Raw genomic sequence first — 15,670 nt, 5'->3', positions numbered from 1 at the left:
TATTCTCCTTTAAGAATGAAATAATGAAAAGATATGTTCACTAGAAGAGAAGTTAGAGATGGGTGCCACACCGACTTTCTTGAGTGCAGCACCTGCCTATTCAATTGGATCAGATCTTATAAGCCTTCATCGCTTTGAACAATTCCTTAAACGTTGGGCGTTTACCATACATCAGCACACCTGTACGATAGATTTTCGCTGCCAGCCAGCCGAAGATCATAATCGATACAACGAGAATGGCCAGGGACGTCCAGATCTGCCAGGTTGGTGCAACGCCTGCCCCAATCCGTACCAGAATTGCCGTTGGCGATGTGAACGGAATGAAGCTTGCTACTTTCAACAACAAGATGTTCGGTGTAGCAATACTGAAGATCGCAATATAGAAGGAAACCAGGGACAACATCGTAATCGGCAGCACGGCCTGACCCAGTTCTTCTGTCCGACTCACCATGGAACCAATGGCCGCGAACATCACCGCATACAGGAAGTAACCCAGAATGTAGAAGATGAGTCCATATACAATGACTGCGACGTTCACATCACTCAGATTCATATTGAAATCGCTCAATACATCGCGGTTATGCGGTAACAGCATATTACCAGCAACTACTGCACCAAAGATACCGATTTGCAATAGACCTACCATGAAAATACCGATAATTTTACCAAACATCTGACTGAGCGGAGATACACTCGTAATCAAAATCTCCATGATACGAGAGCTCTTCTCGGCCGTAATCTCGGAAGCAATCATATTACCTGTCATCATCGTTGATGTGAACAACAGGATAATCAGCAGGTATACCACAATGTAGTTGATGCCACTCATGGTACCTTCCGACTCCGCAGCAGCTCCGCTTTGGCCAGAATCCAGGCTTTGCTCTGTCAGTTTTACTGGCGTACTGATGAGCTGTTTTTGTTCCGTCGTGAGTGTATCCTTCACCACCACATCCAGCTTCACAATTTGCAGCGCAGCTTCAATTGGTGCTATAACCTGCGGGGAGATATCATCGCTTGAATATAAGACCGGCTGTGGGAAATCTTGCCCAGCAACAGGTTCAAACTTCAAGTACCCATCCAAAACCTCCGACTCCACATCGGCTTTGAGGGCCGCTTCATCTTTACTCGCGTCGTTAACAAAACGATACGTCTGGCTGCCTTGTGCGGAGGAGTATGTCTCCAGCTTCTCGGCTACCTCCGTTTGTCCCGTACTCAGCAGACCGATATTCACCGGATTCGTGCTCGAGCCTCCACCGATGGGACCACCATTAAATAAGGTAATGAAATATGGAATATTGAGTCCAATCGTAATTAAAAGTGCAAGTACAATAGTCGTTACCATGAAAGACTTCGTTTTTACTTTGTTTTTGAACGTAAATCCGATAATTGTCCCCATTTTATTCATTCGACTCACCTACCTCACGAATAAAGATTTGGTTAAGCGTTGGTTCCTTGATTTCAAAATGTTCAACGGTCGTCTGAGCCATGGCTGCTCTCAGAATTTCCTGAGCTGCTTCCATCTGACCAATATGGATCAGGTATCCACGCTCATTTTGCTCTACCTTTTTCACACCCGGCAACTGTTCCAGACCGCCCACATTACCTGTGGTGCTCAGGAATACATGCTCACGTGGATAACGGCTCTTGATCTCTTTAATCTCTCCTTGCACAACGGTATTGGAGCGATGCAGAATTGTTATCTGACGACATAATTCTTCAACGTGCTCCATACGGTGTGTCGAGAACAAAATGGCTGTGCCTTCGTCACGCAACTCCTTCACCGTGGATTTCAGCAATTCCACGTTGACCGGATCGAGTCCGCTAAAGGCTTCATCCAAAATGAGAATTTGCGGTCTGTGCACCACTGCGGCAATAAAGCCCATCTTTTGCTGATTCCCTTTGGATAGTTCCTCAATCTTTTTGTCGTAATACTCCGGCACTTCGAATCGGTCCAACCAATACTTCAGGCTCTGATCCGCATCCTTTCCATTCATGCCGCGCAGACGGGCCAGATAGTTGATCTGTTCACTAACCTTTACCTTTGGGTACAAACCGCGCTCTTCCGGAAGATATCCCATAATCTGCTGCAATTCTGTGCTATAAGGTTTGCCGTTGTACTGGATATTTCCGCCATCCGGGTGGATCAGCCCAAGCACCATACGCATCGTTGTTGTTTTACCAGCACCGTTGGCTCCGAGCAGACCGTAAATCTCCCCTTCTTTCACATTAAGCGTCACACCATTAACTGCCGTTTTGTCTGCGTATTGCTTAACTACCTGCTTCAATTCCAATCGGTTCATCATTTATCGTCTCCCTTCGGTTATTTCCACTGTACGGGTGCGTACCCAGCAATCCAGAATGCCAAGACTTCATCCAATTCCAAGTTACGGATCTTCAATACCCGGTTATTTGCCAGCTCCAGCCTTTCCTGCGCTTCGCTGACCCGGGTTGTTATGATGCGAACCAGTCCTCTCTCTTCAGAAGAAGATTCCACAACCCCAGGGATACTCTCTGGTCGTAAATCTCCTTCGTACCAGATTTCTTTCCACTGATCGAGCACCATATCTTTCTCGGCCATCCCCAGGGACTGACCACGGTGCATCAATACGATGTAATCTGCGAGCCTTTTGACTTCATCCGCAATATGTGTGGCAATCAGAATCGTGGTGTCGCCCTCAGTCATGAAAGTACGGAACTGCTCGACCATCACTTTCCAGGCAAAGGGGTCCAGTCCTGATGAAGGCTCATCCAAAAGCAATAGTCTTGGGCGAGCTGCGATTGCAGCAGCGATTTCGAATTTCCGTCGTTCTCCCTTGGACATCTTGTTCAGCTTCACATCAACAGGTACTTCCATATCGTGAATCAGTTGGTTGAACAACTTCATATCCCAACGCGGGTACCAGTAGGCCCGAAAATCAGCTGCTTCCTGTGCAGTAATCCGGTTCTCTTCGAGCCCAGCGTTGTCAGCGACAAAACCGATCTGTTGTCTCAGTTCAATGGGAAGAGGCCCCTCATGTTCCTTCCCAAACCATATAATCTGCCCTGCATCAGGCAGTACCACTTGTTGTAACATGTTAAGAAGTGTGCTTTTACCTGAACCGTTATGACCGAGAATAGCAACTACATACCCTTCCGGGATGGTCAGATCGATCGGGCCAATAACTCTGCGTTTTCGCATTTTGGATACGCCGCTCAACTGAACTGCGATGGGTTCCATGTATGAATCACTCCCTCAATTCGAGTAAACAGCCCTCAGGACTTCCCGGAACAGACTCTCCAGTTCTTCTTCCGTACATCCTACCGATTTTCCGGACTGCACCGCTGCCTGCATTGCTTCCTGCGCGGCCTTCAATCGATAATTTTCTCTGTCGCCAGCTTCTACCTGGGCCACAAATGTACCTGTCCCCTGCTTCGTACGAAGCAGACCTTCATTCTCCAGATCCTGATAGACCCGTCTAACCGTTATAACACTGCAATTCAGTGATCCGGCGAATTCGCGAATGGACGGCAAATGTGTTCCCTCCCCCAACTGACCCGTAACAATTAACGATCTTAACTGATTTTCAATTTGGTGGTATAAAGGTTCAGCGCTATTTTCATTAATTTGAATGGGTATTTTCACAACTTGCACCTCGCCCTCCGGTACACTCCAGTCTGTTACCTGTTCGTGCCGGTTTCATCCTATATTCATTTTTGCGTTCATCCCTCATACCGTTAACTCAAATCCCGAGTGGAAAGTTTCTTCAGCGTCAACCGACTGAAAAGCCATAATCCTGCTATGCCAGCCACCAAAGCCACCCACATAATCGGGGAGAGCAGCCCCCATGATTTACTCATATCAATTACAATCGAAAAACCGTAACGGCCCGACGTTCGAATCAGCAAGGATATGATGATTGTAAGCGGCAAGAACAGCGAACTGAGAAGCAAATATTTTTTACCACTGTGCAAAAACTCTCCGTAAATATATAAACCTGTCATGAGAAGTCCGTAACCTGTACAAGTTATACCAAAGGCCAGGTACTGATCCCACCGGAACCCTTCCTCTTGCAGCCCGACAACGTACAGTGATCCATAGAAAAAGATACCATTATACGTAAACGCCATCAGAGACTGCTGAAGTCTCGACCACATCACTGTCTCGTTTGGAATAGGAAGTCTGCGATAGTAGGCCAACATCTGTGTATAGGAATCCTCCTGTATGTAACGGAAAGATCGTCTGCTGAACACGAATCCCTGAAATGGCACCATGATCAAAAAGAAAGTATCTACAACAGGATTAATGAAATCGGTCTTCTGTTGTCCTAATAACATCACACCACTCATGCCACCCGTGTATATCATAAAAATTGCAGTCCACAGCCATTGGAGCTTATCCTTTTTCATCTCACTGCGGGTCAACCACCACGCCTGCTTCCATGCGCTCATATCATTGCCTGCCTTTCCATCTGTCATTGGAACTCCTTGCTCACTGTATCCACTGTATATATCATTATACACAGTATATAGACCACTTCCTATTCCCGTCAACCCCTTATTTTCCTGAATCAGGAAGAATGGATGGGATTCAGGTCAGTGTTACGATAAAATAAAACTTGATTCTGAACATACAATGATTCATTGTAAAATCATTCGTTCCACTTATAGAGATACTGCAGAGATAGATAGAAAGGATTGATTCACCTATGGATTGGCTAGTTGAGATCGGGTTTGTGCTCCTCTTCCTTATCGTGGTCATCTGGCTCATTGTTCGCGACGAACCCAAACGACATTCTGCCAAAAAAGGCAGACATCGTGTGCGGCGTAACAACGGTTACACCGACTCATCTCCGGCGTACCCGGTCATTACCACCAATGATGACTCCAATACTCAACATTCCAAACACACACACGATCATAAGCATCATGATGGTGATTCTTTTTCGGAATCTAATCATCATCACAGCAATGATAGCGGAAGCAGCAACGACAGTGGTGGAGATAGTGGTGGTGGCGACAGCGGCGGCGGTGGAGATTAAGATGACTCCTCAAATCAAAAAAAGAGCTGTATCCGATATTGTGCGAACACAATTCGAAACAGCTCTTTCTTTTTTCCGGCACCTGAATACTGAAGAGGTTTAATCCTTAAACGAGGTTGTAGCCACTTGGCAGGCTGCGATTACTGCGAATCGCACGAATTTCGGCCAAAGTAAGCCGTTGATTGGTGGAAATCAAAGATTCCACATCATTGCCACGAATCAGATCATCCAAATCTCTCAAGTTGGTGTTCCCGCGAAAGACGCGGAATCCGCCTTGAAAGTTAGGTCTCGTAAACACAACCAGCGTTGCATTCGAACTTGTCGAGAAGAAACGCAGGCTCTCTACCCCACCCAGAATGTTATCCAGATTACGGAGACCCGTGTTACCACGATATACTCTGCTTCTTTCGCGATAATCCTCTTCTGAATACACCGTGAGACGTGGATACGTTTGACTGACATGGACTGTTTTTTTCATTTGTTTTCCCCCTCTCGATCTCATTCTATGAATGAATGCGAGAGGAAGCTTGGACGAATCCACGGGTGGATACATCCATTTTCATATTTTCAAAGAATTCAATTCATCACATTAAACACCCAGGATGACCTCCCATACCGGGCGTGTGTGCCCACCAGGATACAGCAGGTACAACAGAACGTATACAATAACGCCTGTGATAGCACTACTAAACCAGATCATGGACGTAAATCTTCCCCAGCGGCGATGTGTCTTGAATTTCTTTTTGAACCCAAGCACCAAAGTGGAAATGCCGAAGACCGCTGCCACCGTGGCAAGGATAATATGAAAGATCAGAAATATTCGATAGAAAATCTCCATCTCCGGGTCCCCACCCCAAGCCGTATTCCCGACAAAGATGGTACGAGACATATAAATGACAAAGAACAGAAGGGCAGCAATGGCCCCTGCAATCATCGCGGTTTGGTGCGCCTCCCGTTTGCCACGGATAATTAGCACCCAGCCAATTCCAACCAGCACCGCGCTAATCACAATGAAAGAAGTACTGATCGTGGGTAGCAGAAAATACATATCCATCGTGTGTTTCCCCCTCTTGTCCATACAAAACTTGTGTTATTTCGCTGCAGGATTAAGCGGTCCTCCCGTTTTCTCTACAGGGTAAGGATCATCATCATCTTCCCGTTTTTCCTTGCGGTACCATTGGAAAAAGACATACGCGAGCATGGAAACAAAGATGCCTTCCTGTATGAATTTCATCAAAATACCGCCCACCTGCTGATCCTCCTTGGCAGAAGATAGGAAGTTGAAGAACGCCGGTCCACCGAACGAACGCAGCAATGCCGTAGAATCGCCAGATACACAATACCGCATTGCCTCAGCCCATACGGCAGGATTGCTGTAGGTCGCATACAACGGTTCGGAGGCAAAAATAATCAGTCCACAAGCTGGTGTCAGAAGCACCATGTTCAGAAAAATAAATCCAATCTTGGACAATCCCGAAGCTTGTCTACCTTCCGGCAACGGATTGAGCAGCGTCCACCACATCAGCATGGAAGTAATAAAAAGTACAATGTAATACAAACGATGAACCGTAAAATTTAACATCACGTAATCATGTACCACGGGTAGATGATATAACGAGAACAATCCGTTAAACAGCACAGCCGCCACGATTGGATGCGCCAAAAAAGATAACTGCCGTGTCGGCAGCCACCGGATGATCCCACGCCATACCCAAAGGGGCAATCCCTTCATCAGTAACGGTGGCGCTACCAGATAGGACAGAGCCATACTCACCATATGGAAGCTGAACATCACATGCCCCAGCAGATTGAATGGCCCCGCTTGTGCAAGATACAACACCGTAAGCCCTGTGATAAACATCATTTTCTGTGCAGCCGTGGCCTGATCTGCCCCCTTGATCCGCTCACTGAAAGGACCAACGAGCACCAGGTAAGCTGCGGCAATGAGCAGGAACAACGCCAGAATAAGTGGACTCCATAAATCGTTGAAACTAAAATATTGCAACCCGAGCATACGGGAGACCTCCCCGTGACCTGATTTGGTTGTTGCCTGAATCCATTGACGGATTGGTTCGCCTAAAAGGGGAAAAGACGGCGACACTGCGCCGCCGCCATCTCTTTTACCACCAAACCCAATAGAGTGCCATAATGATGCACGTAAAAGCTACGAAAAATCCGAAGCACATGAACAGAATCGGCATCAAATGCCCTTTATCCTTCAAGTGCATCCAGTAACCGAGCTGTACAAACACCTGCAGGATCGCCATAACCACCAATATAATAATGGTAAAGGTCGTATTAACTCCTCCCGCGGCAGCAGCCGCGAACGCAATTAGCGTCAGGACGATCGAGAAGATAAAAACAACGACGTGTTTCTGTGGACCTTCCGCCCGGTGACGATGCTTCACAGGCTGCTGATCACTCTTATCCTGTACCGACATGTGTTACCCCACCTTTCCGAGCAGGTACACGACCGTAAAGATAAACACCCAGACCACGTCAATAAAGTGCCAGTACATTGCGGAGACGTATACTTTAGGTGCAGTTACGACCGTTAATCCTTTTCTGAACAGTTGCCCAATAATGAGCCCGATCCACATAATACCAAATGCAACGTGCGCTCCGTGGAACCCAACCAGTGTATAGAACGCTGAGCTGAATGCACTTGTGGTCATCCCGAATTCTTTATGCACCACATATTCATAGAACTCATAAATTTCAATACAGAGAAATCCGAGACCCAGCAGAACGGTTATTCCCAACCATAATGCAAGAGCGTTACGTTTCCCACGGTGCATAGCCTGAATAGCGAATACACTTGTCAAACTGCTGACCAAGAGAATAAAGGTTGCGGCAGCCACGAGTGGCAGATGAAACAATTCATTCGCCGTCGGTCCGTCATTCGTTTGGCCGCGGAGGGCCAAAAAGGTTGCGAAGAGGGTTCCGAACAATACGGTCTCGCCGCCAAGGAACAACCAGAAGCCAATAAGCTTGTTGCGTCCTTCCAACGTTGCTTTCTCCGGCTCATGCGGCAATTTGCCGTTTGCCGGTTCGGCATGTGAAGTTGTCATGTTCTAACCCCCTTCTCATCCTGATCCTCCGGTTCAATATGCCAGCCATGGTCATCGTAGAGTGACCGCAGTGCCATCGCACCAAATGTAATCAGAAGGCCAATAATGACCACAATATAATTGTTGAACAATCCGTTCATAAACGCATTGCCAAAATCATCTTTGCTGAACATGAGACCAAGTCCGGCAATGAATATACCGACAGACATAACAAACGGTAGCGGCGTCGCTGACGGCATATGGATCGAACCTACAGGTTCAGCCGGTGTCATCTCCGTATGTCCTGCCATCTTTTCCTTCCAATATGCATCGATTCCACGTACCAGAGGCGTCTGCTTAAAGTTGTATTCCGGCGGCGGAGAAGGAATCGACCATTCCAACGTACGGCCATCTTCCCACGGATCATTCGGTGCGTCTGCTGGTTTTCTCGTTGTGATCACGATGTTCACGAGGAACATGATAACCCCAACACCCATCAGGAATGCACCAACGGAGCTGACCAGGTTGAGCAGGTCGAAATCCTGATTCGGCAAATATGTAACGATCCGGCGCTGCATCCCCATCAAACCAAGGAAATGCTGTACGAAGAACGTTAGTTGGAAACCGATCATGAACGTCCAGAACGTCCACTTCCCGAGCGTTTCGCTCAGGACACGACCGAACATCTTCGGCCACCAGTAATGTAGCCCCGAGAACAAACCTAGCACCAATCCACCAACGATAACGTAATGGAAGTGAGCCACAACAAAGTACGTATCATGGAACTGGAAATCCGCAGGCGCAGAGGCCAGCATGACACCCGTTACCCCGCCCATAACGAAGGTTGGAACGAATCCAACAGCAAACAGGTTTGCCGCTGTAAAACGGATCTGTCCGCCCCACATCGTGAAGAGCCAGTTAAATATTTTGATCCCTGTTGGTACAGCAATCAGCATGGTTGAGATCGAGAACAATGCATTGGCGACTGTCCCCAGACCTGTCGTAAACATGTGATGCGCCCATACCATGAATCCCAGAAAGGCAATCAGGATAGTTGCAAATACCATGGAGCTGTATCCGAACAATCTTTTACGTGCAAAGGTTGGAATAACCTCTGAGATAATACCAAATGCCGGCAAAATGAGAATGTATACTTCAGGGTGCCCGAAGATCCAGAAGATATGCTGCCAGAGTACCGGGTTACCGCCACCTGCAACATCGAAGAAATTCGCCCCCAGTATACGGTCAAACGTTAACAGTACAAGTCCTACCGTAATGGCAGGGAATGCAAAAAGAATGATGGCTGATGTAATAAATGTGGTCCAGGTAAACATCGGCATCCGCATATAGGACATTCCCGGCGCACGCATCGTAATGATGGTGGCGAGAAAGTTAATGCCCCCGATGAGTGTCCCTAGACCGGCGATCTGGAGACCTATCGTGTAGAAGTCCACACCGTGCGTGCCACTGTACTCGCTGCCAGATAGTGGCGTATACGAAGTCCAGCCGGCATCCGGTGCCCCTCCCATCAACCAGCTCAGGTTCAAGAGCAGTCCGCCAAACAGGAACGTCCAGAAACCAAGCGCGTTAACAAAAGGGAAAGCAACGTCCCGTGCCCCAATCTGCAAAGGCACAACGGCATTCATAACGGCAAAAATAATAGGCATGACACCAAGGAATATCATTGTTGTTCCGTGCATCGTAATCAATTCGTTGAAGACCTGCGCCGACACAAAATCATTCATCGGTTTCATGAGCTGAATCCGAATCAAAATGGCTTCAATGCCGCCGATTCCAAAGAAAAATCCACCTGCAATTAAGTAGAGCACGGCGATTTTTTTGTGATCGACGGTGGTAATCCAATCCATCAAGCCCCTATACCGCTTGACGCTATGAGCATGAGCCAAGGTTGTGTACCCCCTTCTTCGTCCTTGCTGTTCTATTCATAGTCCAATTTGTAGTTGGCCAAATATTCGGCAATTCCGTCGATTTCTTCATCTGTGAGTCCAAGGTCTTTCGGATTAGGCATCGTATTGCCTGGCTTCACGGATTGTGGATCATGGAGCCATTCTTTCATGTTGTCCAGCACCGGATTACCGTCTTCCTGGCCTTCGCCCTGGTTCAGCAGAATACCTGCTACGGATTGCTTGCCACCGATACCTGTAAGGTTAGGCGCAACTGGTCCGCCCTGATCCCCAACTGCATGGCAAGAAAGGCAGTTCGTTTTGAACTTCTCAGCCAATTGGGTATCTTCCGGAAGTACCGCCGGAGCTTTCATTTCATTGACCCATTTGTCAAAGGATTCCTGGCTGACCGCTTTTACCTTGAATTCCATGAAGGCATGTGACCTGCCGCATAATTCAGCACATTTCCCTCGGTAAACGCCTTCATTTGGCGCCGAGAAGCTGAACTTGTTAAGCGTTCCATCCGGGTTTGTGTCCATTTTACCCGCAAGTGACGGCACCCAGAAGGAGTGAAGCACGTCAGCGGTTTTCAATTCGAATGCGATTTTCTTTCCGGTCGGGATGATGAGATCTTGAGCGGTGGTTACGTCATATTGAGGATAAGTGAATTCCCACCAGTACTGATGCGAGGTGACTTTGACCTGAATTGCATTTTTGTCGTTGGACAGATCTTCGCCTTGGGCAAAAATCGTTTTTACCGTCGGTACTGCCAGAACGATAACAAGCAACAACGGAATGGCTGTCCATATTACTTCCAGCTTGAAATTACCTTCAACCTGTTCGGGCACTTCATTCTGCCCGGCTCGTCTGCGAAACCGGATCAACACATACGCAGCAATAGCAAATACAATGATGAGCACCACGATCATAATCGTAATGGACAGCTTCATCAGATCATATTGGCCTTGCGCCACAGGACCCTGAGGTTTCATTACCGACAAGTCTTCCCGCCCGCATGCGGATAGCAGCAAAGAGAACACCGCCAGCAAGGGGAGAATTCGCTTTGCAACCTGCCACTGTTTCATCATTGATCTACCCCACTTTTTTAACATTTTCGTAGATTGCCGTTGTCGCCCGAATAAAACTCAAATCAGTTCATTTCAGCACGATACACGTAATCCTGTCCGACATACAGAATGCTTACAAAAATAACGCTTCCACCACTCCCGTCATTTCCTGCTAAGGGCATGTCTGCGCATTCTTCCAATTCATTCTATATGGTTCAATCACTTATTAAATATAAGTTGAGGGTATGATTTTGTCAATCTTTGGACACATGTTCACAAATTGTTCACTATATGTAAAAAACCGCACCACAACTTGATTTGTAACCGATTTCAGTTAAAAATATTACTCTCTACTTTTGAAAATTTTTGCCAAATTTCGGTGATGAAATTGATTTTTTTGCCGATATTTCTCACATTGAAAACATGCAGTATTATGCAAAAAAGAAAAGCATGCAGCAGGTTGTCTCTTTTACAACTACTGGAAGCCGTAGTAAAGCCCCATACCGCTCCCTTTTAGAACCAAACGGCATGGAGCCTGACCTATTGAACATCCCGGCCACCATTAACCAACTTTCTTACCAGCTTTCCATAGATACAGCGTCTAAGTACCGTCAGTTAGTATAAGAGGACCATCACTTGTGATGGCAATCGTATGCTCATACTGGACGCCCCAGCTTCCATCCACTGTTCTCACCGTCCAGCCATCCTCATCCCATACAACCGCCCCTGAACTGCCTTTTGTAAATATGGGTTCAATGGTGATGACCATCCCTTCTGTCAGCATCATGCCCGTCCTGCGTTTCCCGTAAGGGAGGACGTTCGGGGGTTCATGGATGTATTGACCGATCCCATGGCCAATCAGAGGCTTCACAATCCCGTAGCGATACAGCCTTGCTGTCCGTTCAATCGCGTTACCGATATCCCCCAGCGTATTTCCTGGCACAGCCTGTGCTATCGCCTTATGAAGCGCCCTTTCGGTTCGATTCATTAGTTTGCGTATGGACCTGCGTTGTTCACCGATCCCATACGTCCATGCAGAATCGGCAAGCCAGCCGTCTTTGTTTACCACCATATCAATAGTCACCACATCCCCTTCGGCCAGTTTCCGGTCATTAGGGAAGCCGTGGCAAACCACCTCATTAACTGAAGCGCATGTAGCGTAAGGATAACCTTTGTACCCTTTTTGCTCAGGTGTAGCTCCTCTTTCAGCTAGAAGAGCCTCCACCCGTTCATCAATATCTCCTGTTGTTACACCGGGGGCCAGCCACTTTTCAATATGCTCGTGACAGCTTCGCAGGATTCGCCCCGCTTCCCGCATGTAGCCAATCTCTTCTTTTGTTTTTAAAATAGGGTCCACTTGCATTCATCCTTCCTGCCATATCTGTACTTCCATGTATATGCAGTAGGATCGAAACAAAGCCCCCAAAAGTAGAGGGAAAGCTTAACAGCTTATTGAGTTTATTTTTTGGACGAGCTGGTTCATCTTTGTAAAAATATATATACATACGATTTTCTACACAAAAAAAACCGTCTGCCGGAGCGTGATGCCCGGGAGACGGTTCTATTCATATCGGAACAGTATAATCAGAGTTGTGTGTGTTTCAGGACACGGAAGAATCCATCTTGACAAGCTCATGCTCAACCACAGAAGTCAATTCTTCCTCGTATCCACCCGTAATCCGGTATTTTCTCACGTACTCCTTCACGAATTTTTTTGGATCTTTAGGACGGAAAATCCGAGTCATTTCCCTCAAACTTTCTTTGACCTCATTGTGACCTTTCGTTGCCATTGTAATTCCCTCCCAAAACGTTGAAAGTGAATGCTCCGTTTAGAGAATGCCGAATAAGTCTTAAATGCCATCCATGAAGTTGTGTGCGCGGCTCAAAGCAAGCTTTAGGTCGGGAACCCTTGCTTAAGCAAGTACCTGACACTATAAATACCCGATATGATTCGGAATGAATCATAATCTTATTGTAGCATATTCGGAAGTATCTTACGACTTGACGATTTTACCTAATATTTATAACGGTTTTTATGCCCAAAAAGTTTAATTCCGAATCATATGTTATAAATACGTTGCTTCTATACGGAATTAATATATCCAGCATAACACTGTACTATTCGGGGGATATTATCACGGACAACCCATACAGTTAAATTACTGGGATCTAAGGAGGCGTTGTTTCATGGCTGAGAAAGATAAAGAAATGCTGCCCCTTTCACATGAAAAGGTGGAAGTGGACGGAATATACACCAATGAGGCTGGACAAGAAGAACATCTGCACCGGGGACAACACTTCCCGGCCGATCCCGTTCTGGGCAAGACAGAATGGGAACTGACAGAATTCGCTTTTGACAACCATCACGAAGGTCGTACTGACGAGCGCTTGGTTCCTAAAGAGAATGACACCGATAAAATCGGCAAGATCACCCACCCACGAAAACACTTTCAGCGTGGCGATCGTTAAGTTCTATAATGAGGCAAGGAAAGGGGCATGTTCCAAGGCAGTATTAGGAACATGTCCCTTTTAAGCTAGCAAAGATACATTTCGTCCCATCCGGTTCAGTTCTGTCCACCTCTCTCATAACCTAGTTAAAAAGGACAAAGGAGGCTGGACCGAATGTCCCCCATGAAATCATCAAGCGGTCTGGATGAAAATATTGCCGGCATGCTCTGTTATCTGTTCACTTTTGTAGGTGGAATCGTCTTTCTGGCTGTAGAAAAACGAAGCCGATTCGTTCTGTTTCATGCCCTTCAATCCGTTACGGTATTTGGCCTCATTATGGTCGGTCATGTGTTGTGTGCATTTCTCCCACTGTTTGGGCCATTGCTGGCATCACTGTTGTCCCTGCTTGGTGTGGTGGTCTGGCTTCTCATGGTGGTGACCAGTCTGCAAGGCAAATGGCTTAAGCTGCCGTGGGTCGGAAACTTTGCAGAGAAACAGATGCGGCATCTGTAAGATGTAACGTGACTATCGGCTTCATCTCAAAGTAATTCATCTCGTGAGTCTACATAATAATCCATCTTGTTTTAGGCAAAAAAAACACCGGATCTTCTGCTCTCTAACGAGCAAGGTCTCCGGTGTTTCGTTTATTATGCCTTCAATACCGATTCACAGGATAGATGATTTATCCCCTGAATAGTTCAGGCCGTTTAACTTTTTTATTCACAACATTTATTATTCAATCGATGAGGAATTTAAAGTTAACATAATATACATGTTGAAGGCGTCGGGTAATAACAACGACGATTTCATTTCTTTACTTTTTACGCCGACTTGCCGTTATCTCCAAGGATCACATCCGCTTGACGTTCAGCCATTTTGGCAGCCGTTGCTTCAGTACCCAGACCATTAAAGAGTAAATTCATGAAAATGGCCGTAAAGCTACCTGCAATAATTCCGTTACCGAGCATAATCTGTGCCCAGTCCGGCGCACCTGCAAACAATTGAGGCACAACCGTTACTCCCAGCCCCATGCCTACAGAGCAGGCGATGATGAACAGGTTCTCATGACGGTTCAGATCAACCTGGCTGCCCAGAATACGAATACCAGACGATACTACCATACCGAACAAAGCAACCATGGCCCCGCCAAGAACAGAACCTGGAACAAGCTGTGCCAATGCAGCAATCTTCGGTACAAAGCCGATGACCACAAGTAGTCCACCCGCTACAACGATAACATCACGCGTTTTGACACGAGTCATCTGTACAAGCCCTACGTTTTGTGAATAGGTCGTGTAAGGGAATGAGTTGAAGATACCACCCAGCACAATCGCCAAACCTTCTGCACGATAGCCACGGGCCAGATCTTTGGAAGACAGGTCTTTATCCAAAATTTTGCCAAGAGCCATAAATACACCAGTGGATTCAGCTACGCTGACAATCGCCACCAGAATCATGGTCAGAATCGGTACAATCTCAAATGTCGGCGTACCAAAGTAGAACGGCTGCACGACATGGAACCAGCTTGCTTCACGAATTGGCGCAAAGTTCACTTCACCCATAAGCCCTGCTGCCACTGTGCCCACGAGAAGGCCGATCAGCACCGAGATGGAACGAACGAATCCTGTCGTGAACCGTGTCATCAGAATGATGAACACCAATACGCCGAATCCGAGCAGAAGATGAACCCCACTGCCAAAGTCCTCTGCACCCTGACCGCCGCCGAGATCGTTGAACGCAACCGGAATCAGGGTCAGACCAATAATGGTTACTACTGATCCAGTGACGACTGGCGGAAAGAGTCGTATCAATTTGCCAAAAATGCCCGAGAACAATACAACGAATATCCCTGAAGCAATGATCGCACCATAAATGGCAGAAACACCGCTCTTCATCCCAATTAAAATCATCGGTGATACAGCCTGGAATGCACAGCCAAGCATGACGGGCAGCCCCACTCCGAAGAAACGATTGCCCCATACCTGAAGCAGTGTTGCCACACCACAGGCGAGCAAGTCAATCGCAATCAGATAGGTCAACTGCTCCGTTGTAAAACCAAGGGCCTTGCTGACAATAATTGGTACAACGACAGCTCCTGCATACATCGCCAGCACGTGCTGGAGACCTAGCGAGAACGTTTTGATCGGATGCCGATGCCGCTGAAAAATACGTTCGCGTGCCAT

At 47.0% G+C, this 15,670-nt stretch carries 19 protein-coding genes; 4 read left to right on the top strand and 15 right to left on the bottom strand.

What is annotated here, in order from left to right; all coding sequences use genetic code 11:
• Positions 1 to 109 precede the first annotated feature (109 nt).
• From HP548_RS15535 to HP548_RS15515, 5 genes are all read right to left on the bottom strand, one after another.
• Positions 110 to 1,405: an ABC transporter permease gene (locus HP548_RS15535; RefSeq protein ID WP_175382158.1), complete on the bottom strand. Its 1,296-nt coding sequence runs from the start codon at positions 1,403 to 1,405 to the stop codon at positions 110 to 112.
• Entirely contained in the window at positions 1,398 to 2,300 is a 903-nt protein-coding gene (locus tag HP548_RS15530; RefSeq protein ID WP_024632126.1) for an ABC transporter ATP-binding protein, read from the bottom strand. Before HP548_RS15530 ends, HP548_RS15535 begins: the two co-directional genes overlap by 8 nt.
• Before the next feature lie 20 nt (positions 2,301 to 2,320).
• Positions 2,321 to 3,217, bottom strand: a complete 897-nt coding sequence (locus HP548_RS15525) for an ATP-binding cassette domain-containing protein (RefSeq protein WP_175382157.1) — start codon at positions 3,215 to 3,217, stop codon at positions 2,321 to 2,323.
• A gap of 15 nt (positions 3,218 to 3,232) precedes the next feature.
• A complete protein-coding gene (locus HP548_RS15520; RefSeq protein WP_072735004.1) occupies positions 3,233 to 3,622 on the bottom strand; it encodes a GntR family transcriptional regulator in 390 nt (129 codons plus the stop codon).
• A gap of 92 nt (positions 3,623 to 3,714) precedes the next feature.
• Positions 3,715 to 4,455 (bottom strand): hypothetical protein, encoded by a 741-nt coding sequence (locus HP548_RS15515; protein WP_099858786.1) that lies wholly within the window; start codon positions 4,453 to 4,455, stop codon positions 3,715 to 3,717.
• A 230-nt stretch (positions 4,456 to 4,685) separates the two neighbouring features.
• On the opposite strand from HP548_RS15515, the gene HP548_RS15510 reads away from it, so the two are divergent.
• Positions 4,686 to 5,018, top strand: a complete 333-nt coding sequence (locus HP548_RS15510; protein ID WP_175382156.1) for a hypothetical protein — start codon at positions 4,686 to 4,688, stop codon at positions 5,016 to 5,018.
• A 106-nt stretch (positions 5,019 to 5,124) separates the two neighbouring features.
• Here HP548_RS15510 and HP548_RS15505 read toward each other — a convergent pair whose 3' ends face one another.
• The 7 genes from HP548_RS15505 to coxB all read right to left on the bottom strand — a co-directional run bounded on the left by HP548_RS15505 (position 5,125) and on the right by coxB (position 11,060).
• On the bottom strand, positions 5,125 to 5,496 hold the full coding sequence (locus HP548_RS15505; protein ID WP_099858788.1) for a hypothetical protein: 372 nt from the start codon (positions 5,494 to 5,496) through the stop codon (positions 5,125 to 5,127).
• A 111-nt stretch (positions 5,497 to 5,607) separates the two neighbouring features.
• Positions 5,608 to 6,072, bottom strand: a complete 465-nt coding sequence (locus HP548_RS15500; protein WP_024632131.1) for a DUF420 domain-containing protein — start codon at positions 6,070 to 6,072, stop codon at positions 5,608 to 5,610.
• 36 nt (positions 6,073 to 6,108) lie between these two features.
• Positions 6,109 to 7,032, bottom strand: a complete 924-nt coding sequence (gene ctaG, locus HP548_RS15495; protein ID WP_163758915.1) for a cytochrome c oxidase assembly factor CtaG — start codon at positions 7,030 to 7,032, stop codon at positions 6,109 to 6,111.
• A 106-nt stretch (positions 7,033 to 7,138) separates the two neighbouring features.
• Complete coding sequence (locus HP548_RS15490; protein ID WP_076290536.1) at positions 7,139 to 7,459, bottom strand: cytochrome C oxidase subunit IV family protein; 321 nt, start codon at positions 7,457 to 7,459, stop codon at positions 7,139 to 7,141.
• A 3-nt stretch (positions 7,460 to 7,462) separates the two neighbouring features.
• Positions 7,463 to 8,089 (bottom strand): cytochrome (ubi)quinol oxidase subunit III, encoded by a 627-nt coding sequence (locus HP548_RS15485; protein ID WP_175382155.1) that lies wholly within the window; start codon positions 8,087 to 8,089, stop codon positions 7,463 to 7,465.
• Positions 8,086 to 9,936, bottom strand: coding sequence for a cytochrome c oxidase subunit I (ctaD, locus tag HP548_RS15480; protein ID WP_373561767.1), 1,851 nt, complete (start codon positions 9,934 to 9,936; stop codon positions 8,086 to 8,088). The genes HP548_RS15485 and ctaD overlap by 4 nt, the downstream gene beginning before the upstream one ends.
• A gap of 71 nt (positions 9,937 to 10,007) precedes the next feature.
• Positions 10,008 to 11,060, bottom strand: coding sequence for a cytochrome c oxidase subunit II (coxB, locus tag HP548_RS15475; RefSeq protein WP_076290539.1), 1,053 nt, complete (start codon positions 11,058 to 11,060; stop codon positions 10,008 to 10,010).
• 345 nt (positions 11,061 to 11,405) lie between these two features.
• Here coxB and HP548_RS33095 point away from each other — a divergent pair, with 345 nt between their 5' ends.
• Positions 11,406 to 11,663, top strand: a complete 258-nt coding sequence (locus HP548_RS33095; protein ID WP_217504724.1) for a hypothetical protein — start codon at positions 11,406 to 11,408, stop codon at positions 11,661 to 11,663.
• On the opposite strand, the gene map is transcribed toward HP548_RS33095, so the two are convergent.
• Together map and HP548_RS15465 are read right to left on the bottom strand one after the other, a co-directional pair.
• A complete protein-coding gene (gene map / locus HP548_RS15470) occupies positions 11,641 to 12,402 on the bottom strand; it encodes a type I methionyl aminopeptidase (RefSeq protein ID WP_099858791.1) in 762 nt (253 codons plus the stop codon). The genes HP548_RS33095 and map overlap by 23 nt on opposite strands.
• Before the next feature lie 238 nt (positions 12,403 to 12,640).
• Positions 12,641 to 12,829, bottom strand: a complete 189-nt coding sequence (locus tag HP548_RS15465) for a hypothetical protein (RefSeq protein ID WP_017690840.1) — start codon at positions 12,827 to 12,829, stop codon at positions 12,641 to 12,643.
• 397 nt (positions 12,830 to 13,226) lie between these two features.
• Here HP548_RS15465 and HP548_RS15460 point away from each other — a divergent pair, with 397 nt between their 5' ends.
• Both HP548_RS15460 and HP548_RS15455 read left to right on the top strand, forming a co-directional pair.
• Positions 13,227 to 13,508 carry a transposase gene (locus HP548_RS15460; protein ID WP_175382154.1) on the top strand — a complete coding sequence of 94 codons (282 nt, stop codon included), beginning with the start codon at positions 13,227 to 13,229 and terminating at the stop codon, positions 13,506 to 13,508.
• A 153-nt stretch (positions 13,509 to 13,661) separates the two neighbouring features.
• Complete coding sequence (locus HP548_RS15455; RefSeq protein WP_175382153.1) at positions 13,662 to 14,000, top strand: DUF4870 domain-containing protein; 339 nt, start codon at positions 13,662 to 13,664, stop codon at positions 13,998 to 14,000.
• A 308-nt stretch (positions 14,001 to 14,308) separates the two neighbouring features.
• On the opposite strand, the gene HP548_RS15450 is transcribed toward HP548_RS15455, so the two are convergent.
• Complete coding sequence (locus HP548_RS15450; RefSeq protein WP_076290553.1) at positions 14,309 to 15,670, bottom strand: nucleobase:cation symporter-2 family protein; 1,362 nt, start codon at positions 15,668 to 15,670, stop codon at positions 14,309 to 14,311.

Source organism: Paenibacillus taichungensis (genome assembly GCF_013359905.1).
In the GTDB taxonomy this organism is placed as follows: Bacteria; Bacillota; Bacilli; order Paenibacillales; family Paenibacillaceae; genus Paenibacillus; species Paenibacillus taichungensis.
The sequence above is the reverse complement of the archived record's forward strand: the minus strand, read 5'-3'. Positions and strand labels throughout refer to the sequence as shown.